The 24,863-nt window shown below is 64.3% G+C and carries 22 protein-coding genes; 15 read left to right on the forward strand and 7 right to left on the reverse strand.

Annotated elements, in window-relative coordinates; genetic code table 11:
- Positions 1–148 precede the first annotated feature (148 nt).
- Positions 149–1,348 carry a multidrug effflux MFS transporter gene (locus QQK18_RS09210; RefSeq protein WP_284340039.1) on the forward strand — a complete coding sequence of 400 codons (1,200 nt, stop codon included), beginning with the start codon at positions 149–151 and terminating at the stop codon, positions 1,346–1,348.
- Positions 1,349–1,417: 69 nt separating this feature from the next.
- Here QQK18_RS09210 and QQK18_RS09215 read toward each other — a convergent pair whose 3' ends face one another.
- Positions 1,418–1,753 (reverse strand): hypothetical protein, encoded by a 336-nt coding sequence (locus tag QQK18_RS09215; protein WP_284340040.1) that lies wholly within the window; start codon positions 1,751–1,753, stop codon positions 1,418–1,420.
- A gap of 352 nt (positions 1,754–2,105) precedes the next feature.
- Here QQK18_RS09215 and QQK18_RS09220 point away from each other — a divergent pair, with 352 nt between their 5' ends.
- From QQK18_RS09220 to QQK18_RS09230, 3 genes are all read left to right on the forward strand, one after another.
- The gene (locus tag QQK18_RS09220; RefSeq protein ID WP_284340041.1) at positions 2,106–2,723 is read left to right on the forward strand and encodes an NADPH-dependent FMN reductase; all 618 of its coding nucleotides are present in this window, start codon (positions 2,106–2,108) and stop codon (positions 2,721–2,723) included.
- A gap of 188 nt (positions 2,724–2,911) precedes the next feature.
- A complete protein-coding gene (locus tag QQK18_RS09225) occupies positions 2,912–4,852 on the forward strand; it encodes a potassium transporter Kup (RefSeq protein WP_379993646.1) in 1,941 nt (646 codons plus the stop codon).
- Positions 4,853–5,005: 153 nt separating this feature from the next.
- The gene (locus tag QQK18_RS09230; RefSeq protein ID WP_284340042.1) at positions 5,006–6,082 is read left to right on the forward strand and encodes an FAD-dependent oxidoreductase; all 1,077 of its coding nucleotides are present in this window, start codon (positions 5,006–5,008) and stop codon (positions 6,080–6,082) included.
- A 53-nt stretch (positions 6,083–6,135) separates the two neighbouring features.
- On the opposite strand, the gene QQK18_RS09235 is transcribed toward QQK18_RS09230, so the two are convergent.
- From QQK18_RS09235 to QQK18_RS09245, 3 genes are all read right to left on the reverse strand, one after another.
- Positions 6,136–6,810 (reverse strand): potassium channel family protein, encoded by a 675-nt coding sequence (locus tag QQK18_RS09235; RefSeq protein WP_284340043.1) that lies wholly within the window; start codon positions 6,808–6,810, stop codon positions 6,136–6,138.
- Positions 6,803–8,134, reverse strand: a complete 1,332-nt coding sequence (locus QQK18_RS09240; RefSeq protein WP_284340044.1) for a TrkH family potassium uptake protein — start codon at positions 8,132–8,134, stop codon at positions 6,803–6,805. Before QQK18_RS09240 ends, QQK18_RS09235 begins: the two co-directional genes overlap by 8 nt.
- A 67-nt stretch (positions 8,135–8,201) precedes the next feature.
- Positions 8,202–8,402 (reverse strand): hypothetical protein, encoded by a 201-nt coding sequence (locus tag QQK18_RS09245; RefSeq protein WP_284340045.1) that lies wholly within the window; start codon positions 8,400–8,402, stop codon positions 8,202–8,204.
- Here QQK18_RS09245 and kdpF point away from each other — a divergent pair.
- The 6 genes from kdpF (at position 8,383) to QQK18_RS09270 (ending at position 16,288) form a co-directional block, all read left to right on the forward strand.
- On the forward strand, positions 8,383–8,463 hold the full coding sequence (gene kdpF / locus QQK18_RS27510) for a K(+)-transporting ATPase subunit F (RefSeq protein ID WP_379993664.1): 81 nt from the start codon (positions 8,383–8,385) through the stop codon (positions 8,461–8,463). The two genes, QQK18_RS09245 and kdpF, sit on opposite strands and share 20 nt — an antisense overlap.
- A 105-nt stretch (positions 8,464–8,568) precedes the next feature.
- Complete coding sequence (gene kdpA / locus QQK18_RS09250; protein ID WP_284340046.1) at positions 8,569–10,278, forward strand: potassium-transporting ATPase subunit KdpA; 1,710 nt, start codon at positions 8,569–8,571, stop codon at positions 10,276–10,278.
- A 10-nt stretch (positions 10,279–10,288) separates the two neighbouring features.
- Positions 10,289–12,340: a potassium-transporting ATPase subunit KdpB gene (kdpB, locus tag QQK18_RS09255; RefSeq protein ID WP_284340047.1), complete on the forward strand. Its 2,052-nt coding sequence runs from the start codon at positions 10,289–10,291 to the stop codon at positions 12,338–12,340.
- A 13-nt stretch (positions 12,341–12,353) separates the two neighbouring features.
- Positions 12,354–12,917, forward strand: coding sequence for a potassium-transporting ATPase subunit KdpC (gene kdpC, locus QQK18_RS09260; protein WP_284340095.1), 564 nt, complete (start codon positions 12,354–12,356; stop codon positions 12,915–12,917).
- A complete protein-coding gene (locus QQK18_RS09265; RefSeq protein ID WP_284340048.1) occupies positions 12,918–15,605 on the forward strand; it encodes a sensor histidine kinase in 2,688 nt (895 codons plus the stop codon). It abuts the gene before it with no gap.
- Positions 15,602–16,288, forward strand: coding sequence for a response regulator (locus QQK18_RS09270; RefSeq protein WP_284340049.1), 687 nt, complete (start codon positions 15,602–15,604; stop codon positions 16,286–16,288). Before QQK18_RS09265 ends, QQK18_RS09270 begins: the two co-directional genes overlap by 4 nt.
- Positions 16,289–16,345: 57 nt before the next feature.
- Here the strand turns inward: QQK18_RS09270 and QQK18_RS09275 are convergent, their stop codons facing one another.
- Together QQK18_RS09275 and dinB are read right to left on the reverse strand one after the other, a co-directional pair.
- Entirely contained in the window at positions 16,346–16,777 is a 432-nt protein-coding gene (locus QQK18_RS09275) for a hypothetical protein (protein ID WP_284340050.1), read from the reverse strand.
- 153 nt (positions 16,778–16,930) lie between these two features.
- On the reverse strand, positions 16,931–18,178 hold the full coding sequence (gene dinB / locus QQK18_RS09280; RefSeq protein WP_284340051.1) for a DNA polymerase IV: 1,248 nt from the start codon (positions 18,176–18,178) through the stop codon (positions 16,931–16,933).
- Between the two features lie 260 nt (positions 18,179–18,438).
- Here dinB and QQK18_RS09285 point away from each other — a divergent pair, with 260 nt between their 5' ends.
- From QQK18_RS09285 to QQK18_RS09295, 3 genes are read left to right on the forward strand one after another with little or no spacing between them, the layout of a single operon-like run.
- Positions 18,439–19,065 (forward strand): TetR/AcrR family transcriptional regulator, encoded by a 627-nt coding sequence (locus tag QQK18_RS09285; protein ID WP_284340052.1) that lies wholly within the window; start codon positions 18,439–18,441, stop codon positions 19,063–19,065.
- A 54-nt stretch (positions 19,066–19,119) separates the two neighbouring features.
- A complete protein-coding gene (ilvC, locus tag QQK18_RS09290; protein WP_284340053.1) occupies positions 19,120–20,139 on the forward strand; it encodes a ketol-acid reductoisomerase in 1,020 nt (339 codons plus the stop codon).
- 51 nt (positions 20,140–20,190) lie between these two features.
- Entirely contained in the window at positions 20,191–20,931 is a 741-nt protein-coding gene (locus QQK18_RS09295; protein WP_284340054.1) for an NUDIX hydrolase, read from the forward strand.
- Here QQK18_RS09295 and QQK18_RS09300 read toward each other — a convergent pair.
- Positions 20,918–21,925 carry an SDR family oxidoreductase gene (locus QQK18_RS09300; RefSeq protein ID WP_284340055.1) on the reverse strand — a complete coding sequence of 336 codons (1,008 nt, stop codon included), beginning with the start codon at positions 21,923–21,925 and terminating at the stop codon, positions 20,918–20,920. The two genes, QQK18_RS09295 and QQK18_RS09300, sit on opposite strands and share 14 nt — an antisense overlap.
- Before the next feature lie 112 nt (positions 21,926–22,037).
- Between QQK18_RS09300 and QQK18_RS09305 the strand changes: the two genes are divergently transcribed.
- Both QQK18_RS09305 and QQK18_RS09310 read left to right on the forward strand, forming a co-directional pair.
- Positions 22,038–23,021 (forward strand): LysR family transcriptional regulator, encoded by a 984-nt coding sequence (locus tag QQK18_RS09305; protein ID WP_284340056.1) that lies wholly within the window; start codon positions 22,038–22,040, stop codon positions 23,019–23,021.
- Positions 23,022–23,070: 49 nt separating this feature from the next.
- The gene (locus QQK18_RS09310) at positions 23,071–24,837 is read left to right on the forward strand and encodes a B12-binding domain-containing radical SAM protein (protein WP_284340057.1); all 1,767 of its coding nucleotides are present in this window, start codon (positions 23,071–23,073) and stop codon (positions 24,835–24,837) included.
- Positions 24,838–24,863 lie beyond the last annotated feature (26 nt).

A 24,863-nucleotide genomic window follows, 5' to 3' on the forward strand; every position in this document is an offset into this window, starting at 1 on the left:
CAATTTTTTTGACGTGGTGGCTTGACTGACGTGCTGGTGTCGTCCAATAAAATGGACATGCGTCGTCGCGCTCCTCCCTATCGGCGGCGCGTCCTCATTTCAGAAATTTGCGCACCGGCCCGTGACAGGCTGGCAGAGCGAGGTTGCAATGAATTCTCAACTCATTCGGACGGCCGTGGTGCTCGGCCTGATGACGGCCATCGGGCCGTTTGCCATCGATATGTACCTGCCGACGCTCCCGGCGATTGGAGCCAGCCTGAATGCCGATACCGCTTCCGTGCAGGTAACGCTGATGGCCTATATGGCGGCCTTGGCCGTCTGCCAGCTCTTCTATGGCCCCGTCAGTGATATGGTCGGACGCAAGCCGCCGCTCTTTTTTGGCATGATCGTCTTCATCGTCGGTTCTATCGGCGCGGCGCTGGCGCCCAATATCGAGCTCCTGATCGTCGCCCGCGTTATCCAGGGCATTGGCGCGTGCGCGGTGATGGCCTTGCCGCGCGCCATCGTCAGGGATGGCTATACCGGCGCCGACGCCGCCCAGCTCATGGCGCTCCTGATGCTGGTGATGTCGATTTCGCCGATCCTGGCTCCGCTCGCGGGCAGCCTCGTCATCCAGGTCGGCGATTGGCGGACCATCTTCTGGGTGGTGACCGCCGCCGGCGTGCTGGCGACCATCCTGCTGGCTTTCGCTCTCAAGGAGACGCGCCCCGCGCATCTGAGGCTGGAAAGCAGTATCGGCAGCGCGCTCAGGGGCTATGGCACGCTTATCAAGGACGCGAACTTCATGGGGCTGACCTTCATCGGCGGCTTTGCCATGGCAAGCTTCATGGCGTACCTGGCCAATTCGTCCTTCGTTTTGATCGACCACTACGGGCTCTCGCCCACGCTCTACAGTGTTATGTTCTCAATCAACGCCGTTTCGTTCTTCTCGGTCTCGCAACTCTCCGGCGTGCTGACCCGGCGGTTCGGCCTCAACGACGTCGTTCGCGTGGCGGTCATAGGGTTTGTGCTCTCGATGATGGCGCTGTTCGCAGCGTTCAGCACGGGCCTGGGCAGCCTGCCGGTGATGGCGGTGCTGCTTTTCGTTGGCTACGGCTTCCTCGGCCTCGTCATTCCGACGACCGCGGTGCTCGCCCTCGAGGAGCATGGTGAGATTGCCGGCACGGCCTCGGCACTGATGGGCACGCTGCAGATGCTGACCGGTGCTGTGGTGATGGGTGTGGTGGGTGTGTTCTTCGACGGCACGGCCCAGCCCATGGTTGCCGGCATCGCGCTCTGCGCCGTGGTGGCGTTCGTTCTGACCCAGATCACCATCCGGCCCGGACGCGTCATCCAGCCGGCCGAATAGCTGGAATGGTTTCTAGCCAAATAAGAAACGGGCGGCCTGAGCCGCCCGTTTCTGTTCGTGTGACCCCGATCAGTTGGTGAAGTTGAAGTCGGTCAGCTCGCAGACATTGTTGTTGGCCGAGACGACTTCGTCGCCGTCCTCGAAAACGGCAAGGAAGTCGAACATGCAGTAGCCGGAGCCGTCATCGATGTTGATGATGACGCTGCTGCCCGCCGGAAGGATATCCTTGCCGAGAATGTCTTCCTCCCAGTTCGATGTCCCGGTGTTCGACGCATAGAACTCATAGATATCGTACGAGCTCTCGTTGTTGATGCGCACGCGACGATCAAGCGCGGAGGCAGCCGAAGCCATGGTGGCGACGGCAACAATGGCGAGCGCGCAAGCGCGCAAAGCGGTTTTGATCATTTGTAGTCCCCCAAATCCAACCCTTTCGGGCAGGGCAGAGACAATTGCGCCGCGCTCGTGCTGGCAAGCGCCATTTTCAGAAGCAGTTAAATTTGTGGTTGAAAACGCAGGCCCACCCACTGGTGGTCGCTCGTCGAACGATGCGTTTCCGCTGGGGCGCTACAATGACCGGCAGGGACCGCCGCCGAATCACTGATGCGGCCGGGAATTCCCGGAAACCCAACAATTACACTGATGTAACCGTCGCACGCCAATGTGCCTACGACACAAAATCATGCCTTCTTGAGTGTCGGGCGGGCAGGAACATATTACGCCTCAGTTACGATTTGTTCCTGACTTCAAGGAGACCTCCATGTCCAAACCCAAGATTGCCGTCATCATCTCGTCGACCCGCGATACGCGCTTTGCCGACAAGCCCGCGCAGTGGATCCTCGACCTCGCCAAGCAACGCGAGGAGTTCGACGTGGAGCTCGTTGATCTGCGCGACTACGACCTGCCGTTCTTTAATGAAGTGGCGTCCAACGCCTGGGCCCCGACACAGGACCCCAGGGCCGTCGCTTGGCAGAAGAAGGTCGCCGAGTTCGACGGCTATATCTTCGTCGTGGCCGAATACAACCGCTCCATCACCGGCGCGCTCAAGAACGCGATCGACCAGGCGTATGTCGAGTGGAACAAAAAGGCGGCCGGCTATGTCGGCTATGGTTCGGTGGGTGGCGCCCGGGCCATCGAGCACCTGCGTCTGATCGCGACCGAGCTGCAGATGGTCTCGACCCGCTCGGCCGTACACATCGGCGGCAGCGAGTTCTACACCGTATGGGGTGGCGGCGGCAATCAGCCGATATCGGCCATCGAGGGCGTGATCGGCGCCTCGGCCAAGGACATGCTCGATCAGCTCGCATGGTGGGTCTCCGCCGCCAGGGCGCAGCGCGCCGCCGACGAGGCGGAGGCCGTCAAGCAGGCTGCCGAATAGGGTCCTGCACTCGCGCAAACGCTTCGAAAGCCCCTTGGGACTTTCGTTTACCGGCAGGGGTCGCGCCAGACGGCGCGGCCCCTGTTGATATTTTGCTGCCCCCTGCAACCGGATCGTGCGAGGGTTGTTTGTGAATGATGGCGGGTGTATAGCGGCGCCCGCCTTTAACAGCGAGAGCGACACAGCTCATGACGCAGACGAACATCGCCGGCCCCGAGGCCGGCGTCGTTGCGACCGACCAGGCCGATCACTCCCATAGTCAAAGTGGCAATCTTCCGCTGCTGATGCTCGGCGCCCTCGGCGTGGTGTTCGGAGATATCGGTACGAGCCCGCTCTACGCCTTCCGCGAAGCCCTGCATGCGACAGGGCACAGCGCAGCTTCCGGTGTTGCCTCGCCCCGCGAAGTGCTGGGCCTTCTCTCGCTGATTCTCTGGGCGCTGACGCTTATCGTCACGATCAAGTATGTCGGTTTTGTCCTGCGGGCGGACAACAAGGGGGAGGGCGGCACGCTATCGCTGACGACCTTGGCGCGTGGCGCATTCGCCAAACGCTCCAACTGGGTGTTGCTCGTAGGCGTCGTGGGCGCAGCACTATTCTTTGGTGATGCCATCATCACCCCCGCTATCTCCGTGCTATCGGCCGTCGAGGGCCTGGAGGTCGTCGAGCCACGGCTGACGCCCTGGGTAGTGCCGCTGACGGTTATCATCATCGTTGCGCTTTTCACCGTCCAGCGACTCGGCACCGGCAAGGTGGCGGCCGTCTTCGGGCCGATCACCGCCATCTGGTTCGTGGCGCTCGGCATTTCCGGTCTAGTGCATATTTTCGAGGCGCCCGAGGTTCTCTGGGCGATCAATCCGCTCCTCGGCGGCCAGTTCATCCTCAACCACACCGGCATAGCACTCATCGTTCTCGGCGCGGTGTTCCTGGCGGTGACGGGTGCCGAAGCGCTCTATGTCGATCTCGGTCACTTCGGACGTAGGCCTATCGTGCTCGCCTGGCTCTCCATCGTCTTTCCGTGTCTCCTGCTCAATTATTTCGGGCAGGGGGCCTACGTGCTGACAAATGTGGGCGCTGCCGAGAACCCGTTCTTCCTGATGCAGCCGGAATGGGCGCGCATTCCGATGATCATCCTGGCGACGATGGCAACGGTCATTGCCAGCCAGGCAGTGATCTCAGGGGCCTATTCGCTGGCGAGGCAAGCGATGCACCTCAATCTGTTACCGCGCCTTCACGTTCTGCACACCTCCGAAACGCAGAGCGGGCAGATCTATATGCCGCAGGTCAATTCGCTGCTGCTCATCGCGGTGCTCATCCTCGTCATCGGCTTTCGCAGCTCGAGCGGCCTGTCGGCGGCCTATGGCATCGCGGTGACCGGCGAAATGCTGGTGACGACCCTGCTGCTTTTCATCGTCATGTGGCGCATCTGGAAGTGGCGTCTCGCCGTCGCGCTGGCGGTGGTGATCCCGCTCGGCCTCATCGATATGGGTTTCTTCATCGCCAATTCCGTCAAGTTCACCCAGGGCGGCTGGGTGCCGGCGGTGGTGGCCGTGATGTTGGTTACCATCATGATCACCTGGATGGGCGGGCGCAGACGCCTGGCCGAAAAGACGCGCAAGGACGAGGTGCCGCTGCAGTTCCTCGTCGACAATCTTTCCAAGAAGAAGCCGACGACCGTTCCTGGAACGGCGATCTTTTTGACAAGCGACATCGAGGGCGCACCCACTGCGCTCCTGCACAGCCTCAAGCACTACAAGGTCCTGCACGAGAACAACGTCATCCTGACGGTGCGGACGTCCTCCTCGCCGCGGATTCCCGACGATGAGAAGGTCATCATCGAATCCTACAACGAGCTGTTCAGCCGGGTGGTGGTCACCTTCGGCTACCTGGAAACTCCCAATATTCCAAAGGCACTGGCGCTGGCGCGCAAGATCGGCTGGAAGTTCGACATCATGTCGACCTCCTTCTTCCTGTCGCGCCGTTCGCTCAAGCCCGGCCAGAATCTGGGCCTCATCCGCTATTGGCAGGATAGGCTCTTTACGCGTCTGGCGCGCAATGCGAGCGATGCGACGGAGTACTTCCACATTCCCACCGGGCGCGTCGTGGAGATCGGCACGCAAGTGGTGCTTTAGGTCAGGGCCGCTCCGGGTGCGGCGGGGGCTGGATATCGCCATCTGCGGCGCGGGCCTGGCGGCCTTGCCACCGCACTCTATATGAGACGGCTCGGCCATAATCCGGTCATCAGGGAACGGTTCGAGAAACCGAGGCCGCTGGGCTCAGGGCTCATGCTGCAGCCGACGGGCCAGGCCGTTCTCGACGATCTGGGGTTATTGCCCAAGATTCACGCTCTCGGCGCGCCGATCGAACGCTTGTACGGCACCGACTCGCGAACCGGCCGCGTCGTGCTGGACGTCCGGTACGAGAAGCTGCGGAGCTTCGGGCGTGGTCTCGGACTGCATCGGGGAGCGTTATTCGGTGTGCTGCACGACGCCGTGCTAGCTGCCGGCATTCCTGTCCGCAACGGCAATGAGGTCATCGATCTCACCGCCGTTGCCAAGGGCAAGCGCCGGCTTCGGTTCATGAACGGCGAGTACTCGGAAGACTTCGATCTCATCGTCGACTGCCTGGGCTCTGCTTCGTCGCTCAAGGTGCACTCGCTTGCCCCGGGCAGATCGCGCCCTCTCGACTACGGTGCCCTCTGGGCAACGTTGCCCTGGTGCGGTCAAGGCTTCGAAGCTTCGGCACTCATGCAACGTTATCAGGCGGCCCGGGTGATGATCGGCGTCTTACCCGTGGGGCGTGAGGGGCCGGGAACCCCCGATCGGGCTGCATTCTTCTGGAGCCTGAAACCTTCCGATTACGAGATGCTGCAGCGCAACGGCATCGACGCTTGGAAGCAAAGCGTCCTTGTGAACTGGCCTGAAACGCGACCCTACCTGGAGGCGATCAAGGATCTCGAAGCATTGACGCTGGCCCGCTACGCGCATCACACCATGCCGATGCCGGTCGGCGAAGGGCTCGTCTTTGTGGGCGACAGCGCACATTCGACCAGTCCGCAGCTCGGGCAGGGCGCCAACATGGCATTGCTCGATGCGCGGGCGCTGTTCGTGGCGCTACGTGACGCCACCGATCTGGCGGACGGACTCGGCCACTACGCGCGGCTGAGACGGCGCCACATACGCCTCTATCAGGCGCTCAGCGCGATGCTTACGCCGTTCTACCAATCGGACAGTCCGATTCCGCCGATGATCCGGGATTTCCTGGTGCCCTACATCGCCCGGATCCCGCCAGCACCGCAGGTCCTGGCGGCGGTTGTTGCCGGCTCGCTGGTCTCGCCGATGCGAAAGCTCGGGTTAAGCTGAACAGGAAGGCGTCAGCTTTTCATGTCGGGGCAGACATAGGGAGCGGCCGCCGGTCACTCCAGCGCCGCGAACCGTTCGACGAGATTTGTGGCACCCGAGACGATCAGCAGGTCACCCGGCTGGATGACTGTTTCCGGGCGCGCATAGGTGAAATCGGTGCGGGGCCGCTTCACTCCGACGACAGTCACGCCATATTTGCTGCGCAGCGCCGATTCCGCCAGCGTCCTGTTGAGGCTTTCTTTGGGCGCACGGGTCTTGACGATAGCAAAGCCGTCGTCGAACTCGATGAAGTCGATCATCTGGCCGGTGACCAGGTGCGCTACCCGCTCGCCCATCGCCGCCTCCGGATAGATAACGTGATGCGCGCCCGTGCGCTCGAGCAGGCGCCCGTGCTTATCGCCGAGCGCTTTAGCCCAGATGTCCGGCACCCTGAGCTCGCTGAGCGCCAGGACCGTCATCAGGCTGGCTTCGATGTCGGTGCCGATAGCGACCACCGCCCGCTCGAACTCGCCGACGCCGAGGCGCTTGAGCGTATCCACATTGGTCGTATCGGCCTGCACCACATGTGTCAGGCGCGTTGCCCAGGACTGGACGATCGCTGCGTCCTCGTCGATGGCGAGCACCTCGTGCCCCAGCCGCACGAGGGAATCGGCCACCGCCCCGCCGAACCGGCCGAGACCGATGACGAGGACGCTGCCGGGGGTTGCTGCGACGGATTTCTTAGCCAACGATGGGGCGCTCCTCGGGATATCTGTAGGGCCGCTGGGAGCGCTTGAGCGCAAGCCCGGTGGCAACGGTAATGGTGCCGACGCGGCCAACGAACATCAGTGCAACCAGCGTCAACTCGGCCGATGGCGGCAGATCGCCGGTGATGCCGGTCGACAGGCCAACTGTAGCGAAGGCCGAGACGGTTTCAAACAGCACCCGTTCGAGAGAGAACGTCGTGACCGACAAGAGGTGCAGTGTTGCCAGCGCGATCGCGATCATGGCCAGCACGATGAGCGTCAGGGCCTGGCGCTGCACATCTCTCGAGAACCGGCGGTGGAATGCGGTGACGTCGGCCTCGCCGCGGATCTCCGCCCAGACCGCCAGGATCAGCACCAGCGCGGTCGAGACCTTGATGCCCCCGGCGGTGCCCGCGCTTCCGCCGCCGATGAACATCAGGACGTCGGTGACGACGAGCGTTTCGCTACGCAACGCGCCGACATCGATGGCGTTGAACCCGGCCGTGCGCGTCATGACCGAATGGAAAAGAGCCTCGAGCAGGCGTTCGGGAAACGTGAGAGGGTTGAGCGTGCCGTCGGCAACCGGTTCATAAAAGAGCACGGCGAGTGTGCCGGTGACGATCAACGCGCCGGTTCCGAGAAGCGTGATCTTGGTATGCACCGACCACTTCGAGGGATGGAGGAGCCTGCGCCGCAAATCGGCGAGAACCGGAAATCCGATGCCGCCGACGATCACCGCCAGCATGATCGCGCCAAGGAACAGCCAGTCGTCGGCAAAGCCGACAAGGCTGTCGGAATAAGTCGAGAACCCGGCATTGTTGAAGGCCGAGATCGCATGGAAGAGCCCGTTCCATATCGCGAGCGGCAGCGGCTCGCCATATTCCCAATGGAGCCGCGCCGCCAGCGCTGCCCATATGGTGAGTTCGACAACGAGGGTCGCCACGAAGATCAAGCGCAGCACGCTGGTCACCTCGCCCAAATCGAGCGTGCGTGTCTCGGCCTGAGCGACGATGCGGGTGCGGAGGCCCAGCCGCCGGCTGATCAGCACGCCCAGCAGCGTCCCGCCGGTCATGATCCCGAACCCGCCGACCTGTATCAGCGCCAGGATCACCGCCTGGCCAAAAGGGGTCCAGTAGGTCGGGGTGTCGACGACGATAAGGCCGGTAACGCACACCGCCGAGGTTGCCGTGAAAAGCGCGGTGATGAAGTCCGTGCCGCCGGAACCGGCCGTGGCGATTGGCAGCAGCAAGAGTGCCGTTCCGATGGCGATGGCGATCAGGAAAGCCAGCGGAACCAGGCGAGCCGGATGCTGCAGGGACGATCTCAAACTCGGCGTTCTCCTCGGTTGCGGACGGACCTGCGAAATCGGGAACCGGACTATGGCCCGCCCGTCCTTATTCTTTCCTTATGCGCTCGAACAACTTCCGAATGGAATCCTTACGAGAAACGGCGCGAAAAGACCGCTCCATCATCGGAGTTGTTCCATGTTCGACTTGTTTTTCCTCGTCGTTGCCGCCGCGGCCTTCCTCGCGCTCTTCGTTTATGCGCGCGGGCTTTCGAGGCTCTGAGACGGCCATGTTGATTGTTTCATTCATCGTTGCGCTCGGCCTAGCGGCCTATCTGCTGGTGACGCTGCTGTCGCCCGAGCGCTTCTGACCAACCTCCCCGGAGCGGGATGCGAAAAGAGCTTGTCCCGGACTTGGTCCGGGATGGGAACCGGTTTTTCGCGAAGAACCCCGCGGCTCAAGCAGGAGACATATCATGACCTGGCAAGGCTGGCTGCAGATCGGCCTGGTGCTCGCGCTCGTTGCGTCGGCAATCAAGCCGTTAGGCCTCTACATGGCCCACGTGTTCGAGGGCGAACGCACATTCCTTTCACCTGTCCTCCAGCCCGTAGAGCGCGGCTTCTATCGTCTGGCGGGGCTCGACTCTCGAGCCGAGCAAACCTGGCTCGGCTATGCGATGGGCGTGCTGCTCTTCAGCTTCCTCGGCGTCCTTCTGCTCTACGCGATCCTTCGCCTGCAGGGCTTCCTGCCCTTCAACCCGCAAGGCTTCGAGGCGGTTGCGCCCGATCTCGCCTTCAACACCGCCGTCAGTTTCGTGACCAACACCAACTGGCAGTCCTATGGCGGCGAGACGACCATGAGCCATATGAGCCAGATGCTGGGGCTGACGGTACAGAACTTCGTCTCGGCAGCAAGCGGCATCGCCATTGCGGTCGCCGTTTCGCGCGCGTTCGCCCGCTCGGGTGTCGACCGGATCGGCAATTTCTGGATCGACCTGACGCGCGCCACGCTCTACGTGCTCATGCCCATGGCTATCGTCGTGGCGCTGGTCTTTGCCGCGCTGGGCCTGCCGCAGACCCTCGAGGGTTCGGTGACGGCAATGACGCTCGAGGGCGTGAGCCAGACCATTGCCATGGGTCCCATGGCAAGCCAGGAGGCGATCAAGCAGCTTGGCACCAATGGCGGCGGCTTCATGAACGTCAACGCCTCACACCCGTTCGAGAACCCCAACGCCTTCTCGAACTACCTCGCCATCTTCTCGATGCTCTCGATCTCCTCGGCCCTCGTCTATGCCTTCGGTCAGATCGTCGGCAGTCGGCGCCAGGCCTGGGCACTGCTCGCAGCCATGGCGATCCTGCTGGTTGCCGGCATCGGAGCCATTTACTGGGCCGAGACGGCGGGCAATCCCATCCATCTCGCCGCCGGTGTCGATGCGAGCCTCGGCAACATGGAAGGCAAGGAGATCCGCTTCGGGCAGGCCATGACCGCGCTCTATGCGGCAGCCACGACCGGGCTCTCCAATGGCGGCGTCAACGCCATGCACTCCTCGTTGACGCCGCTCGGCGGGCTGGTCCCGCTCTTTTTCATCCAGCTCGGCGAGGTGCTGCCGGGCGGCGTCGGCTCCGGGCTCTACGGCATGGTCGTCTTTGCCATCCTCACGGTCTTCGTTGCCGGCCTGATGGTCGGGCGCACGCCGGAATTCCTCGGCAAGAAGATAGAGGCGCGCGAGATGAAGCTTGCGATGCTCGCCATCCTCATCCTGCCGCTCGCCATCCTCGGCTTCTCGGCGGTTGCCGCCGTGATTCCTGTGGGCCTTGCCGGGCCGGCCAATGCCGGGCCGCACGGGCTGACCGAAATCCTCTATGCCTATTCGTCGGCAGCCGGCAACAACGGCTCGGCCTTTGCCGGCCTTTCAGCCAACTCGCCTTGGTACAATACGACGCTCGCCCTCGCCATGCTCGCCGGGCGCTTCGCCTATATCGTGCCGGTGCTGGCCATTGCCGGATCGCTGGCGAAGAAAACCCGGGTGCCGGCCTCGAGCGGCACATTCCCGACCGATGGGGTGCTCTTCGTCGGCCTGCTCATCGGCATCATCCTCATCCTCGGCGGCCTGCAGTTCTTCCCCGCGCTCGCCCTCGGTCCGATCCTCGAGCACGTACTGATGCTTGCCGGCCAGACCTTCTAGGAGACACCCCATGTCATCCACAGCCATAACGCCGTCGGTCGTCGACCCGGCCATCCTCTTGCCCGCGCTGCGCGACGCTCTCGTCAAGCTCGATCCGCGCCAGCTCGTGCGCAATCCCGTCATCTTCGTGACGGAAGTCGTCGCGCTGCTCGTGACCGTCCTCTGGGCTCAGGAACTGTTGACGGGGATAGGGGCGCCGGCCTTTTCCGGCCAGATCGCTGCCTGGCTCTGGTTCACCGTCGTCTTTGCCAATTTCGCCGAGGCGGTCGCCGAAGGGCGCGGCAAGGCACAGGCCGAGAGCCTCAAGCGCGGCAAGGCCGATCTCTTCGCCAAGCGCCTGCTCCACCCAAACGATGAGGCCGACACGGCAAGCGAGGTCATCCCGGCGATCAGCCTCAAAGTCGGCGACATCGTTCTCGTCGAGGCCGGCGACATCATCCCCGGCGACGGCGACGTGATCGCTGGCGTTGCCTCGGTCAACGAGAGCGCCGTCACCGGTGAGTCCGCTCCCGTCATCCGCGAGAGCGGCGGCGACCGCTCGGCGGTGACCGGCGGTACGCAGATCATCTCCGACTGGCTGAGGATCCGCATCACCACGCGGCCGGGCGAAAGTTTCGTTGATCGCATGATCGGCCTCATCGAAGGTGCCAAACGGCAGAAGACCCCCAACGAGATTGCGCTCTCGATCCTCCTCTCGGGCCTGACGCTGGTCTTTCTCATTGCAGTCGTCACGCTTTATGGCCTGGCGCTCTATTCGGGCACCGACCTTTCCGTGGCGGTGCTGGCGGCGCTGCTGGTGACGCTGATACCGACGACCATCGGCGGGCTGCTCTCGGCCATCGGCATCGCCGGCATGGACCGGCTCGTGCGCTTCAACGTCGTTGCCACTTCCGGACGCGCCGTCGAGGCCGCCGGGGACGTCGACACGCTCCTTCTCGACAAGACCGGCACCATCACCTTCGGCAACCGCATGGCAAGCGAATTCATGGCCGTCGAGGGTGTCGGTGAAACCGAGCTCGCCAGGGCCGTGCTGCTTGCCAGCCTTGCCGACGAGACCGCCGAAGGCCGCTCGATCGTGGCGCTCGCCAAATCGGACTACGGGCTGACCGAACCGCCGGCCGGAGAAGGCCGACCCATCGCCTTTTCAGCCCAGACGCGCATCTCGGGCATCGACATCGATGGCCGCCCGGTCCGCAAGGGCGCGGTCGACGCCGTGTTGCGCTTCGTCGGGCTCGACAAGAGCCAGGCGCCGGCCGGGTTCAACGCGGCGGTCGATGCGGTCGCGCGCACCGGCGGCACGCCGCTCGCTGTCGCCGAGGGCACGAGGCTTCTTGGCGTCATCCACCTCAAGGATGTGGTCAAGCCCGGCATCAAGGAGCGCTTCGCAGCTTTGCGGGCCATGGGCATCCGCACCGTGATGGTCACCGGCGACAACCCCGTCACCGCCGCCGCCATTGCCTCGGAGGCGGGCGTCGACGATTTCCTTGCCGAAGCCACGCCCGAGCAGAAGCTCGACTATATCCGCCGCGAGCAGCAGGGCGGACGCCTTATCGCCATGTGCGGCGACGGCACCAATGATGCCCCAGCCCTTGCCCAGGCCGATGTCGGGGTGGCCATGCAGTCGGGCACCCAGGCGGCGCGCGAGGCCGGCAACATGGTCGATCTTGATTCGAGCCCCACCAAGCTCATCGAGATCGTCGAGATCGGCAAGCAGATCCTTATGACTCGTGGTTCGCTCACCACCTTCTCGATCGCCAACGACGTTGCCAAATACTTCGCCATCATCCCGGCCCTCTTCGTTGCGACCTATCCTGAGCTCGGCGCGCTCAACGTCATGGGGCTCGCCTCGCCGCAGTCGGCAATCCTTTCGGCGGTGATCTTCAATGCCCTGATCATCGTCGTCCTCATCCCGCTGGCCTTGAGGGGCGTCGCCTACCGACCGGTGGGTGCCGCCGCGCTCCTTCGCCGTAACCTTCTCGTCTACGGCCTCGGCGGGCTCGTAGCGCCGTTCCTCGGCATCAAGCTCATCGACCTCGCCGTCAGCGCCCTCAACCTCATCTAGGAGAAATGCCATGCTGACCAAACAGATCCGCCCGGCCTTGGTGCTGCTCCTGCTGCTTGCCGGTGTGACCGGCCTTGCCTATCCGCTGGCCGTCACCGGCATCGCTCAGGCCGCCTTTCCCGCCGCGGCTAATGGCGGCCTCATCGAGCGCGATGGCACAATCATCGGCTCCAGCCTCATCGGCCAGACCTTCACGGGCGAGCGCTACTTCCACGCCCGCCCATCGGAGGTCGACCATGATGCGGCCGGATCCGGAGGTTCCAACCTTGGGGCGACGTCGGCAACGCTCGCGGCCGATGTCGCCGCCCGGCGCGATGCGCTCGTGCAGGGCCAGACGCCGGTCCCGGCCGATGCCGTCACCGCGTCCGGCTCGGGGCTCGACCCGCATATCTCGCCGGCCTATGCTGGCCTGCAGGTCGAGCGCGTGGCGAAGGCGCGCGGCCTTGATCCGCAAGAGGTTGCAGGCCTTGTTGCCAACCAAACGCAGCAACCCCTGCTCGGGGTTTTCGGAGAACCGGCGGTCAACGTGCTCACGCTCAATCTTGCGCTCGATGCCCTGGAGTCCGACAACGGCTAGATGAGCGACGCGTCGCAAACGACCCGCCCCGATCCCGGAGCACTCCTCAAGCTTGCCGCGCGCGAAGACCGCGGCAAGTTGACGGTTTTCCTGGGTGCCGCTCCCGGCGTCGGCAAGACTTATGCGATGCTCGCGCGCGCGCAGCAGCGTCGGGCCGAAGGCGTCGACATCGTCGTCGGCCTTGCTGAAACCCACGGCCGTGGCGAGACGGCACGGCTGATGGAAGGCCTTGAGGTCCTGCCCCGACGGCAGGCCGAGCACTCGGGCAAGATCTACGACGAGTTCGACCTCGATGCCGCCCTTGCGCGCCAGCCCTCGATCGTCATCGTCGACGAGCTCGCCCACACCAACGATGCTGGCGCTCGCCATCCCAAGCGCTACCAGGATATTGCCGAGCTTGTCGACGCCGGCATTGACGTGTGGACCGCGCTCAACGTCCAGCATCTGGAAAGCCAGGCCGATCTCGTTGCCCGCATCGCCCGGGTGCCCGTGCGCGAGACCATCCCCGACGTGGTGCTACAGGAAGCCGACGAAGTGGTGCTGGTCGATCTGCCACCGGCCGACCTCATCGAGCGCCTCAAGGAAGGCAAGGTGTACCTGCCCGAAAACGCGACGCGGGCGACCGAGGGCTTCTTCCGGCCCGAGAACCTGACGGCGCTGCGCGAGCTGGCGCTGCGGCGCACGGCCGACCGGGTCGACGACCAGATGGCCGACATCTGGCGCCGGCAGGCCGTCGAGGGGCCCTGGGTCACCGGCGAGCGGCTTCTGGTCTGCGTCGGGCCGGACCGGCTCTCGGAAAAGGTCGTGCGCACCGCCAGCCGCATGGCCCTTGGCCTCAATGCCAGATGGCTCGTCCTCTCGCTGATGCGTAGCGCCGATCCCATCCCCGATGCCGACAAATCCGCGCGTCTCGAAACCACCCTGGTGCTCGCCGAGCAGCTGGGGGCCGAGGTGCGTCGGATGGTAGCCGACGATTTCGTTGCCGAGATCCTCAAGTTCGCACGCCGCGAGAACATCACCCAGATCGTCATCGGGCGGCCGAAAACTGGTTTCCTCGCTGGGTTGTTCCGCCGTACCTTGCCCGACGTGCTGGCGCGTTCCGTAGATGGTGTCGGCGTACACCTCGTCTCTGAAAGCCCCGGCCCCTCAGGAGGAGCCGGGTTCCGTCCCAGGAAGCGCAGCTTGCCCGAATGGGTGGCGGCTACCGGCCTGCCGGTCGCGACCGTCGGCGCCATCACCCTTCTCGGTCTCGGCTTCTCGCAATTGCTGGTGCTGCAGAACCTGTCGATCCTCTATCTCTTCGCGGTGCTGGTCTCGGCGATCCTGGCCGGGCGCTTCGCGGCGCTTCTGGCTGCCGGCCTCTCCTTTCTTGCCTATAACTTCTTCTTTATCGATCCGGTGCGCACCTTCACCATCGCCAGGCCGCACGAGGTGCTGGCGCTGATCATCTTCGTTGCCGTGGCGGCGGTGACGGGCACGCTCGCCGCGCGGCTGCGCGAGCAGATCGAGCGCGCCCGACAGGCGGTGCGCCGCACTCAGGCGCTCTACGATTTCTCCCGCAGGCTCTCGGCCGCCTACGGCATCGATAACGTCATGACCGCAACGGCTTCCCAACTCCACGCCATGCTCGGATTTGCCACCGTGCTCCTGGCGCCGGGCGAGGACCGCAACCTCGAGATCCAGGTCGCCTGGCCGCCCGATCAGTCTCTCGACGAGACGGCCATGACCGCCGCGCGCTGGGCCCTCGAGAAGAAGGAACCCGCAGGGTTCAGGACCGACACGCTTCCGCTCACGCCCTATCTTTTTCTGCCGACCCGCTCGGACCGGCGCATGGCCGGTGTCGTCGGGCTCATGCTCGACGCGGCGCACGGACCGCTTTCGGCTGATGAGGAACGCCAGGTTACCGCCGTTCTCGAACAGGCGGCGATCGCCATCGACCGTGCCCGGCTGGTGCGCGAGAATGCCAAGGCGGCCGTTGCCCAGGAGGGAGAAAAGCTGCAGACCGCGCTTCTCTCATCTCTCTCCCACGACCTGCGAACGCCTCTGGCCTCGATCACCGGCGCTGTGACGACCCTGCGGGAGCTCGGCGAGCGCATGAGCCCGGAAACCCGCGCCGACCTCCTGGTCTCGATCGAGGAGGAGACCGCGCGGCTGACACGCTTCGTCGGCAATCTCTTCGACATGACCCGGATCGAGTCGGGGATGGTCAAGCCCAAGAGCGAGCCGGTCGACCTCGAGGCGCTCGTGGCCGGGCTGGTCGAGCGGATGGGCAGGCTCGACGGCCGGCTCGAGATCGAGACCAGCATTGCGCAAGGCATGCCGCCGGCGCTCGCCGATCGGGACCTTCTCGAACAGGTCCTCTTCAACCTCCTCGATAATGCGCGCAAATACGTCGGCACCGAGCGGCCGGTGAGCGTCTATGTACGCCGGGAGAGCGAGACGGCGGTGATCAGCGTCACCGATCAAGGCAAGGGCATTCCGCACGAGGACCTCGAGGCGATCTTCGAGAAGTTCCACCGTCGCGCCAAGGGAGACGGCCGCCCGGCCGGCACTGGCCTTGGCCTCTCGATCGCCCGCGGGTTTGTGACCGCCATGGGTGGAACGATCAAAGCCGAGAGCCCCGCCGTGCGCAAGCGCGGTAGCCGCTTCGTAATCCGCCTACCCGTTGCCGCCGAGACGGCGCGATGATGAAGCCCCGCATTCTCGTCGTCGACGACGAGCCGCAGATCCAGCGGTTCCTGAAGCCCGCGCTCATCGCCGTCGACTATGACGTGCTGCAGGCCACCACGGTCGCCGAAGCAAAGCGCGCGATCGCAACTCAAGTGCCCGATGTGGTGGTGCTCGATCTCGGCCTGCCCGATGGCGACGGCAGGGACGTGATCGCCGCGGTGCGTCCGTTCTCCAGCGTGCCGATCATCGTGCTCTCGGCCCGCGACCGCGAAAGCGAGAAGATCGAAGCACTCGATCTCGGCGCCGACGACTATGTCGAGAAACCCTTCGGCATCGGCGAACTGCTGGCCCGCATCCGTACCGCGCTGAGGCGCGGGGAGAATGCGCCGGCCGCACCCGAGACGTTCGAATTCGGCCCGCTTGCCATCGATGCCGCCACGCGGCGCGTGACCCTTTCACGAAATGTCCTGCATCTGACCCCCAAGGAATACGATCTGCTGCTGCTGCTTGCCCGCAATGCCGGCCGCGTCGTCACCCACCGTCAGCTCCTCACCGCGATCTGGGGTCCGGCCCACGTCGAAGACGTCCAGTACCTCCGCGTCCTCATCGCCCAGTTGCGCGCCAAGATCGAGCCGGAAGCGGCTTCCGTCCGCCTGGTCGAGAACGAGCCCGGCATCGGCTACCGCCTGCAGCCGCCCTGACGGCGCCATGGGCGGCAGCACCGATGCAAAGCTCGGTCTACGTTGAATAGGAAGGCGTCAGCTTTCCATGTCGGGGCAGACATAGGGGACGGCGGCCGGTACGAAGCGCTGCTCCTTGACCTCGCTGCCGAGGTTAAGCCGAAGCACAAGCTCGGCGTCGCTGACGGTGGCGATATCGGCCTTGATCTCGATGCCGTCCTCGTCCCAGCTGATGGCAGTCGGCGAGACCTGTTGCCATTGCGAGAGGCGGTAGGTCTCCCAGCAGCTGTCGCTGACCAGCGTACCATCGGCAAGGAAGATATGCATCGGCCCGGGCAGACCATTGGTATCGTCCGCCCGGACCCATACGCGATTGAGCAAGGGATTGGAGGTCGCCTCAGACTCGGCCGCGTCTTCGGTCTCGGTTTCCTGAGCCGATGCGGGCAGGGAGACACATGTACCAACGCCCCACACGCTCAAAAGAGCAATAATGGCGGCCTTGGTATCCATGGCATCTTCCTCCGAGTCGCTCCTGATCTGGGGAGCGCAGATCAGGACTGCAAGAGTGGGTGGGCGAATGCGGTGAATTTTAGACGCTTTGTCGCGGAGTGCCGGCGGGGGCGACGCGTTTTTCGGCGTGGTTAGCAGCAAGTTAAGCCGCCGTCACAGGTCTTTCTCGGCAAGTTCACGGAAGGCGTCGGGGACGGAGCGGGACGTTTCGAGGACCACCGAGCCATAGCCGATCGCCTCCCAGCCGAAACGCTGCCGGACCGCGTCCAGGGCACGATCGGCTTGCCAGCGCGCTGCTCCCCTGCTTGTGCCGGGGCGGACCGCCTCGTCGTCGAGGCCGAGGGAGAACTCGAGCTGCATCGCCGGTTGCCGCTCCAGGTGCGACACCGAAATGCCCAGCAGCGAGATCGTCGCTTCGTTTGGAAAATCCGCGCGCACCGAACGTGCCTGCTCTTCGGCGACCTCGGCGAGGATCGCCGTTGCCGAAACCGGCGCGGGCAGTGTAACGGCGCGCGTGATCGAACGCAGGTCCGCGAACCGCACCCGCACCGTCACGGTGCGGCCGGACAAAGCCTTGCTGCGCATGCGAGAGCCGATGCGATCGGCTAGGTGCCGCAAGGTCGGCCGGAAGACGCGCTCCTCGAAAGGCCTGCGGCCGAGTGCCGATTGCGCGCCGACCGAGCGGGCTCGATGATCGGTGACGATCGCGCGCGGATCGCGGTTCCAGGCGAGAGCGCCGAGCTTTTCCCCCACCGCGTGGCCCAGCAATTTTTGCAGGGACTGGCCCGGCATCACCGCCAACTGTCCGACCTTGGTGACGCCGGCCTCGGCGAGACGCCTTTTGGTGGCAGGACCCACGCCCCAGATCACCTCGACCGGCAGGTCGTGCAGGAACTCGAGTTCATCTGCAGGATCGACGAGCAGCAGTCCGTCGGGCTTGGCGACCTGTGACGCGATCTTGGCCAGATGCTTGGTGCGGGCGATGCCGATCGAGATCGGCAAGCCGAGTTCGCGGCGCACGCGGGTCCTGACCGTCTGCGCGATCTCGGCAGGTGAGCCGAAGAGATGGAGGCATCCGGCGACATCGGCGAAAGCCTCGTCAATCGAGATGCGCTCGACGAGGGGCGTATAGTCGCCGAGGATACCGATCGCGGCATCACCGAGCCGCTGGTAGTGCCTGAAGTTGCCGGGGACGAAGATGAGGTGGGGGCAGAGCTCGCGCGCCCGGCGCCCAGGCATGCCGCCATGGACCCCGAACGCTTTGGCCTCGTAGGAGGCCGCCAGCACGACCCCGCCGCCGACGGCAATGGCCCTGCCGCGCAGTGACGGATCCAGCATCTGTTCGACCGAGGCATAGAACGCGTCCAGGTCTGCATGAAGGATCGTGGCCGTCGCCTCCATCCCGACACCGCTTGTGCTCGTTCGTCTTCCACGCAGTCTAGCGCCTGGGCAGGCGAGCGATCAAGAACATAACAGGAACATTTACCGAGAGTGAGACCTGATGGCGGGCTCCACCTGTCATAGTCATGCAGACTTCCGGATTGGGTCTTGACGGAGAACCGTACGTTACGGTACGGCAAGGCAAGGCAGTAATTGCAGCAGAGCGACGAGACGGATCGGACGGGAGTGCCGCCGGCAAGCGTCGTCCAGGAGGTTCCAGCGTGGCATTGACCATCAAGGTCAGCGAAGAGGCGTTCACGCCGCGCCAGCAGGCGGTGCTGACGGCTGCGCTCGACCTGCTGGTCGAGAACGGCGACGGGCTCACCATGACGGCGGTGGCGCGCCGGGCGAGCTGCTCGAAGGAAACGCTCTACAAATGGTTCGGCGATCGCGAGGGCCTGCTGACGGCGACGGTGCAATGGCAGGCGGCCAAGGTGCGGATGCCGCAGGTCGACCGCACGACGCTCTCGGCCAAGAAGCTGCGCGAAAGCGTCGAGCAATTCGCGCGAGACCTGCTGACGACGATTGAAGGCGACATCTCGGTGACCCTAAACCGCATCGCTGTCACGCACGCGGCCAGCGACAAGGACCGGCTCGGCGAGATCGTCCTCGAGAACGGCCCGCTGGCCATCCGCCGCCGTCTGAAGCCGATCCTCGAGGCCGGGCGAGAAGCCCGGCTCCTCAGGTTCGACAACAGCGAGGATGCCTATCGCACGTTTTTCGGACTGGTCGTGCGCGACGTGCAGATCCGCCTTCTGCTCGGCGACAAGACCCTCAAGCAAACCGACATCGACGTGGAGGCCAAGGCCGCCACCAACCAGTTCTTCGCCCTCTACGGGACGGACTGAACATTCCAAGCAGCCAAAAGCTGCCCGACCACACGCAGATTCAAGGAGATTTCCATGCGCGTCTATTACGATCGGGATGCCGATCTCAACATCATCAAATCCAAGAAGGTCGCCATCGTCGGCTATGGCTCGCAGGGCCACGCGCATGTGCTCAATCTGCGCGATTCCGGGATCACCAATGTCGCCGTGGCGCTGCGGCCGGGTTCGGCCTCGGCCAAGAAGGCGGAGGGCGAGGGCCTCAAGGTCATGAGCGTTGCCGAGGCAGCCGGCTGGGCGGACGTCCTGATGATGCTGACCCCTGACGAGCTGCAGGCCGACATCTACAAGGAGCACATCGAGCCCAATATCCGCGACGGCGCCGCGCTCGCCTTCGCCCATGGCCTCAACGTGCACTTCAATCTCATCGAGCCTAAGAAGACTGTCGACGTCATCATGATCGCGCCCAAGGGCCCGGGTCATACGGTGCGCGGCGAGTTCCTCAAGGGCGGCGGCGTGCCGTGCCTCATCGCCGTCCACCAGGACGCGTCGGGCAATGCCCACGACATCGCGCTCGCCTACGCGTCGGGCGTCGGCGGCGGCCGCTCGGGCGTCATCGAGACCAATTTCCGCGAGGAATGCGAGACTGACCTGTTCGGCGAGCAGGTGGTGCTCTGCGGCGGCCTCGTCGAGCTGATCCGCGCCGGTTTCGAGACGCTGGTCGAGGCCGGCTACGCGCCGGAAATGGCCTATTTCGAGTGCCTGCACGAGGTCAAGCTGATCGTTGACCTCATCTACCAGGGCGGCATTGCCAACATGAACTACTCGATCTCCAACACCGCCGAGTGGGGCGAGTACGTCTCGGGTCCGCGTATCATCACCGCCGAGACCAAGGCCGAGATGAAGCGGGTGCTCAAGGACATCCAGACCGGCAGGTTCACCTCCGAGTGGATGCAGGAGCACAAGTCCGGTGCTTCGCGCTTCAAGGCGACCCGCCGGCTCAACGACGAGCACCAGATCGAAGAGGTCGGCGAGAAGCTGCGCGGCATGATGCCCTGGATCAAAGCCGGCGCGCTGGTCGACAAGGCCAAGAACTGATCTGTCACGGCCGGGAGCAATCCCGGCCCTTTCCCTGCCCAGGTCGTTCAAGTGCTGCAGATTTTCCCCATCCGCGAGGTCGACGTCCGGCTCGTGCCCGGCCCATGGCCGCTGCCTGAGACGATGCGCCATGCGGTGGCGATGCACTGGCAACGATTGATCGCTGACAATCCGCATCTTTGGGATGGCCGCATCCTCGGTGTCCAGGCGCCAGGAACGCCCGGCGGCGCTGCCGTCGAAGACGGCGTGCTGCGCGGCTTGGCGCGCGAGGATGCCTATTCGGCCTTCCTCACCTGGCGCGACCAGGGTTTTGCCGAGATCGGCATCCGCAATCTCTTCGGCTCCGCGCTCATAGCATCGAGCGATAATGCGCTGATCTATGGCGTGATGGGCGGAACCACTGCCAATGCCGGTCGGGTCTACCCGCCGGGTGGATCGCTCGAGCCCCGTGACGTGACGCCGGACGGGCGCGTCGACATCGAGCGGTCGATCGCACTGGAGCTCACGGAGGAAACGGGCCTCGAGACGAGCGAGGCCGAGGTGGAGGGCATGGTTGCCGTGTTCGACGGGCCGCGCATCTCCATCGGCCGCGTGTTCCGGTTCAAGCAGAGTGCAGAAGAGCTGGTGGGGCGTATCCGGGCCGATCTCGATCAGCAGGAGCACCGCGAGCTTGCCGACGTCGTCGCGGTGCGCTCCGGCGCGGAGGTGGCCGCCGCCGGCAGCGCGCCGCCCTTTGCCGAAGCGATCGCCGACATGTTCCAGTCCGGCTGGCCGGTGGTCACCCGAGGGTAAACAGCTCGGCCGCTGGCGAATGGCCGACCATATCGGTCTGCAGCTGCTCATGGGCGGCGTTCACTGGATTTATGCCGTCGGTATAGGGTCCGACGGTCAGGCGGTTTGGCCGCGTGCCGAACTCCTTGGCCGCAAGCTCGAGCACCGCGTCGCTCACCTCCTGAGGATCAAGGGTCGTATCGGGTTCGAGTCCGGCGAGCATCGCCTCAACGTGAGGCGCGTAAAGCTCGAGGGCCGACGGCGCGGTCGCTTCGAGGTCGGCGAGCATCTCTTCCCAATAGCGGATGCCGTTGGCCTGGAACCGGGTGGGATAGGCTCCGGCCGGTTGCACTACGGCCACCTCGATGTTGGAGGCAGCCAGCTCGTAGCCCATGGCGTCGCAGGCCGCTTCCACGACAAGTTTCGAGGCGCAGTAGCCGCCGAGCATCGGATCTATCGCGCGACCGAGCGCACTCGACATCTGGATGATCGTGCCCCGGCCGGCCTCCCGCATATGCGGCACCACGGCTTTGATGACGCGCAAGGCCCCATATGCGTTCGTCTCGATATTGGCTCGGAACGACTCGGGCGGCTGCAATTCGATCGGTCCCGGCACGACGATGCCGGCATTGCTGACGAGAACGTCGATGCGACCGGCATCCGCGATGGCCTGTTTGATGGCCGCCGTCACGGATCGATCGTTCAGCACATCGAGCTCGATCACCTCGAGCGCGAGGTTCTCGTCTGCGGCAAGCGCGCGCAGTTCCTCGGCTGCAAGGGCGTTACGCCCATCGGTCTGGCGCATCGTGGCAAAGACGCGTGCACCCTGTCGAGCAAATCCCTCCGCCATCAGCCGACCGAAGCCGGAGCTGGTGCCGGTGATAAGGACGACGTGCTGGTCGGCATCTTGCGCGCGCAAGGGACCTGCCGCGGAGAGGAGGGCGGCGGCCGCGCCGATCTGCAGTACCGTGCGCCGCCGCATGCCGGCGGGCGAGGTTTCAATGGTCTGCTTCATCTTGCTGCTCCTTAGTCGATGGCTGCGCGGAGGTGGCCGCGCGATCCTTGCAGGAGGTTTGCATGATCGATATTGTGCCGGTAGAGCCGACAATCGGAACAGACTGCTACGCATGCAACAACAACAGGTCGATCTCAATGATGTGGCCGTGTTCAACCGGGTGGCAGAGGCCGGCAGCTTCAGCGCTGCGGCGCGCGAGCTCGGCATGCCGCGCGCGACGGTGAGCCGGGTCGTTGCCCGGCTCGAGGAGGCGATTGGCGCGCAGCTTCTTTATCGCACCACGAGACGGGTGGAACTGACCGAGCTCGGGCGCGCCTATCATGCAACGACGGCGCATGGGCTCAGCCTGATCGGGACGGCCGGCGAAGCGGTGATGGCCGCGCGAGCCGAACCCGTCGGATTGCTGCGCATGACGGCGCCTATCAACTTCGCGACCATGTCGCTCATCCCCTGGATTTCCGAGTTCCTGGACCAATACGGCAAGGTGCGCATTTCGCTGCGGCTCGTCGACCACCCGGTGGACCCGATCGAAGAGCGGGTGGACCTGGCGATCCTTGCCGGCCGGCAGCCGGATTCCAGCTATCTGACCCGCCGGCTCGGCACATCCGCGCTGATCCTCGTGGCGAGCCCCACCTATCTTTCCCGCCATCCCGCGCCGGTCACGTTGGCGGACGCTGGTTCACACCACTTCGTGCTGTTCTCATCGGACCGCAGCAGCGAAACCTGGACACTCGACGGACCGGAAGGGCGTGTCGAGATCGAGGTCGCCGGGCGCATCAATGTCAGCGGGCCCCATGCCGAACTCAGCGCTGCGCTTGCGGGCCTCGGCATCGCGTTGCTGCCGGCAGCGGTGACCATGCCCTATATCGCGGCCGGTGAACTGGTTCAGGTTCTGCCCGCCTATGGGCGGCAGGGCGGATCGATCGGCGCCGTCTTTCCGGCGAATCGGCATCAGCCGGCAGCGCTGCGTGCCTTCCTCGATTTTCTCGTCGCCAAGATGGCCGAGCACCCGCCGGTAAAGCCGTTTCTGGCCGGCGGGTCATCCAGCCAGGCGATCGGTCGGCGCCATCTTTCCATTAACCGCAATTCCCGTTAACGTCGCCGGAGCGTCTCGAAGTCCATCGCCTGCTGGGGGAAGCGGCATGATGACGACTACGCGTACCTTCTGCCTCTACCTGATCAAGCCGTCGCACTATGACGATGATGGCTATGTCATTTCCTGGAAACTCTCGCCGATTCCGTCCAATTCCCTGGCTTCGGTCTATGGCCTGACGATGGATATCGTCGAGCGCAAGGCGCTGGGCGAGGACTGGGCGTTCGAGGTCGTGCCGATCGACGAGACCAATACCCAGGTGCGCGTCGACGAGATCGCGCAAAAAGTGCTCGCGGCCGATGCCGGGCTCGTCATGCTGATCGGCGTGCAGTCAAACCAGGTCCCGCGGGCGATCGACATCGCGCGGCCGCTGCTGGCCAAGGGCGTTCAGGTCGCCATCGGCGGTTTCCATGTCTCGGGCGTCATCTCGATGCTTTCGGGCGAGGATGCGGATTTCAGGCTGGCGCAGGAGATGGGCATTTCGCTCTTTGCGGGGGAAGCCGAAGGGCGGCTGGAGGAGGTGATCCGCGACGCCGCGAACCGGGAACTGAAACCCATCTACAATTACATGAATGACCTGCCGGGTATCGAAGACACGCCCGTGCCGTTCATGCCCGGCGGGCACGTGGCTCGTACGGCCTATAACCTGACCAGCTTCGATGCCGGGCGGGGCTGCCCCTATCAGTGTTCGTTCTGCACGATCATCAACGTGCAGGGCCGCAAGTCGCGGCGTCGCTCGCCCGACGACGTTGAAAAGATCATCCGCCTGAACCTGGCGCAGGGGGTGAGCCGCTTCTTCATCACCGACGACAATTTCGCCCGCAACAAGGACTGGGAGTCGATCATGGATCGGCTCATCCAAATGCGGGAGGTGGAAAAGCTCAAGTTCAACTTCTTCATCCAGGTCGACACGCTCTGCCATAAGATCCCGAACTTCATCGAGAAATGCGCGCGCGCCGGGGTCAAGCGCGTGTTCATCGGGCTCGAGAACGTCAATCCGGCGAACCTCAAGGACGCCAAGAAGCGGCAGAACAAGATCACCGAATACCGGCGGATGCTGCTCGCCTGGAAGCAGTGGCGCGTCATCACCTATGCCGGCTACATCCTCGGGTTCCCGACTGACACGCCCGAGCGCATCATGCACGACATCGACGTGGTCAAGGAGGAACTGCCGGTCGACATCCTTGAATTCTTCTTCCTGACACCGCTCCCGGGATCTGAGGACCACCAGAAGCTCCATAGGGCCGGGATAGCCATGGATCCGGACCTCAACAAATACGACCTCAACCACTATACGACCGCCCATGCCTTGATGAGCCGGCAGGATTATGAGCGGGTCTATCGTGCGGCCTGGGATCGCTACTACAGCGTCGACCATGTCGAGCGGGTGATGCGGCGGGCGGCGATTTCGGGGATATCGACCGCTAACATCCTGCTGCTGGCCGTCTGGTTCATGGGAGCGCTCAGAATTGAAGGCGTGCATCCGCTGGAGGTTGGCTGGATCCGGCACAAATCGCGGCTCAACCGGCGCCACGGCATGAAGATCGAGCCGGCCTGGCTCTTCTATCCCAGGTATCACGCCGAGCGGCTGTGGAAGCTTGCGCGTTGGGGCGCGCTTTACCTGCGCTTTGCGCTGGCGCGACGCAGGGTCGAGAAGGACCCGGCCAAGCTCGCCTATATGGACAAGGCGATGACACCGGTGACCGACCACGACGAAGACGATTTCGAGATGTTCAAGACCGAGGATGCACTCGCTTATCTCGAACAGGAAAAGCGGATCGAGCGGGCGCGTCACGGGCAGGTCACCGCCGCCGAATAGTATGGCACCGGTTCCCCGCAATGCTA

The organism is Devosia nitrariae (assembly GCF_030160115.1).
Classification (GTDB): Bacteria; Pseudomonadota; Alphaproteobacteria; order Rhizobiales; family Devosiaceae; genus Devosia; species Devosia nitrariae.

Excerpts from the sequence above, each read along its gene's own strand:
- QQK18_RS09215 (WP_284340040.1), bottom strand. The coding sequence starts at position 1,753 with ATGATCAAAACCGCTTTGCGCGCTTGCGCGCTCGCCATTGTTGCCGTC.
- QQK18_RS09225 (WP_379993646.1), top strand. The coding sequence starts at position 2,912 with ATGACGCAGACGAACATCGCCGGCCCCGAGGCCGGCGTCGTTGCGACC.
- QQK18_RS09300 (WP_284340055.1), bottom strand. The coding sequence starts at position 21,925 with ATGAAGCAGACCATTGAAACCTCGCCCGCCGGCATGCGGCGGCGCACG.
- QQK18_RS09275 (WP_284340050.1), bottom strand. The coding sequence starts at position 16,777 with ATGGATACCAAGGCCGCCATTATTGCTCTTTTGAGCGTGTGGGGCGTT.
- dinB (WP_284340051.1), bottom strand. The coding sequence starts at position 18,178 with ATGGAGGCGACGGCCACGATCCTTCATGCAGACCTGGACGCGTTCTAT.
- QQK18_RS09270 (WP_284340049.1), top strand. The coding sequence starts at position 15,602 with ATGATGAAGCCCCGCATTCTCGTCGTCGACGACGAGCCGCAGATCCAG.
- QQK18_RS09265 (WP_284340048.1), top strand. The coding sequence starts at position 12,918 with ATGAGCGACGCGTCGCAAACGACCCGCCCCGATCCCGGAGCACTCCTC.
- QQK18_RS09230 (WP_284340042.1), top strand. The coding sequence starts at position 5,006 with ATGCTGCAGCCGACGGGCCAGGCCGTTCTCGACGATCTGGGGTTATTG.
- QQK18_RS09220 (WP_284340041.1), top strand. The coding sequence starts at position 2,106 with ATGTCCAAACCCAAGATTGCCGTCATCATCTCGTCGACCCGCGATACG.
- QQK18_RS09310 (WP_284340057.1), top strand. The coding sequence starts at position 23,071 with ATGACGACTACGCGTACCTTCTGCCTCTACCTGATCAAGCCGTCGCAC.
- kdpB (WP_284340047.1), top strand. The coding sequence starts at position 10,289 with ATGTCATCCACAGCCATAACGCCGTCGGTCGTCGACCCGGCCATCCTC.
- kdpF (WP_379993664.1), top strand. The coding sequence starts at position 8,383 with ATGTTGATTGTTTCATTCATCGTTGCGCTCGGCCTAGCGGCCTATCTG.
- QQK18_RS09305 (WP_284340056.1), top strand. The coding sequence starts at position 22,038 with ATGCAACAACAACAGGTCGATCTCAATGATGTGGCCGTGTTCAACCGG.
- ilvC (WP_284340053.1), top strand. The coding sequence starts at position 19,120 with ATGCGCGTCTATTACGATCGGGATGCCGATCTCAACATCATCAAATCC.
- kdpA (WP_284340046.1), top strand. The coding sequence starts at position 8,569 with ATGACCTGGCAAGGCTGGCTGCAGATCGGCCTGGTGCTCGCGCTCGTT.
- QQK18_RS09245 (WP_284340045.1), bottom strand. The coding sequence starts at position 8,402 with ATGAATGAAACAATCAACATGGCCGTCTCAGAGCCTCGAAAGCCCGCG.
- QQK18_RS09210 (WP_284340039.1), top strand. The coding sequence starts at position 149 with ATGAATTCTCAACTCATTCGGACGGCCGTGGTGCTCGGCCTGATGACG.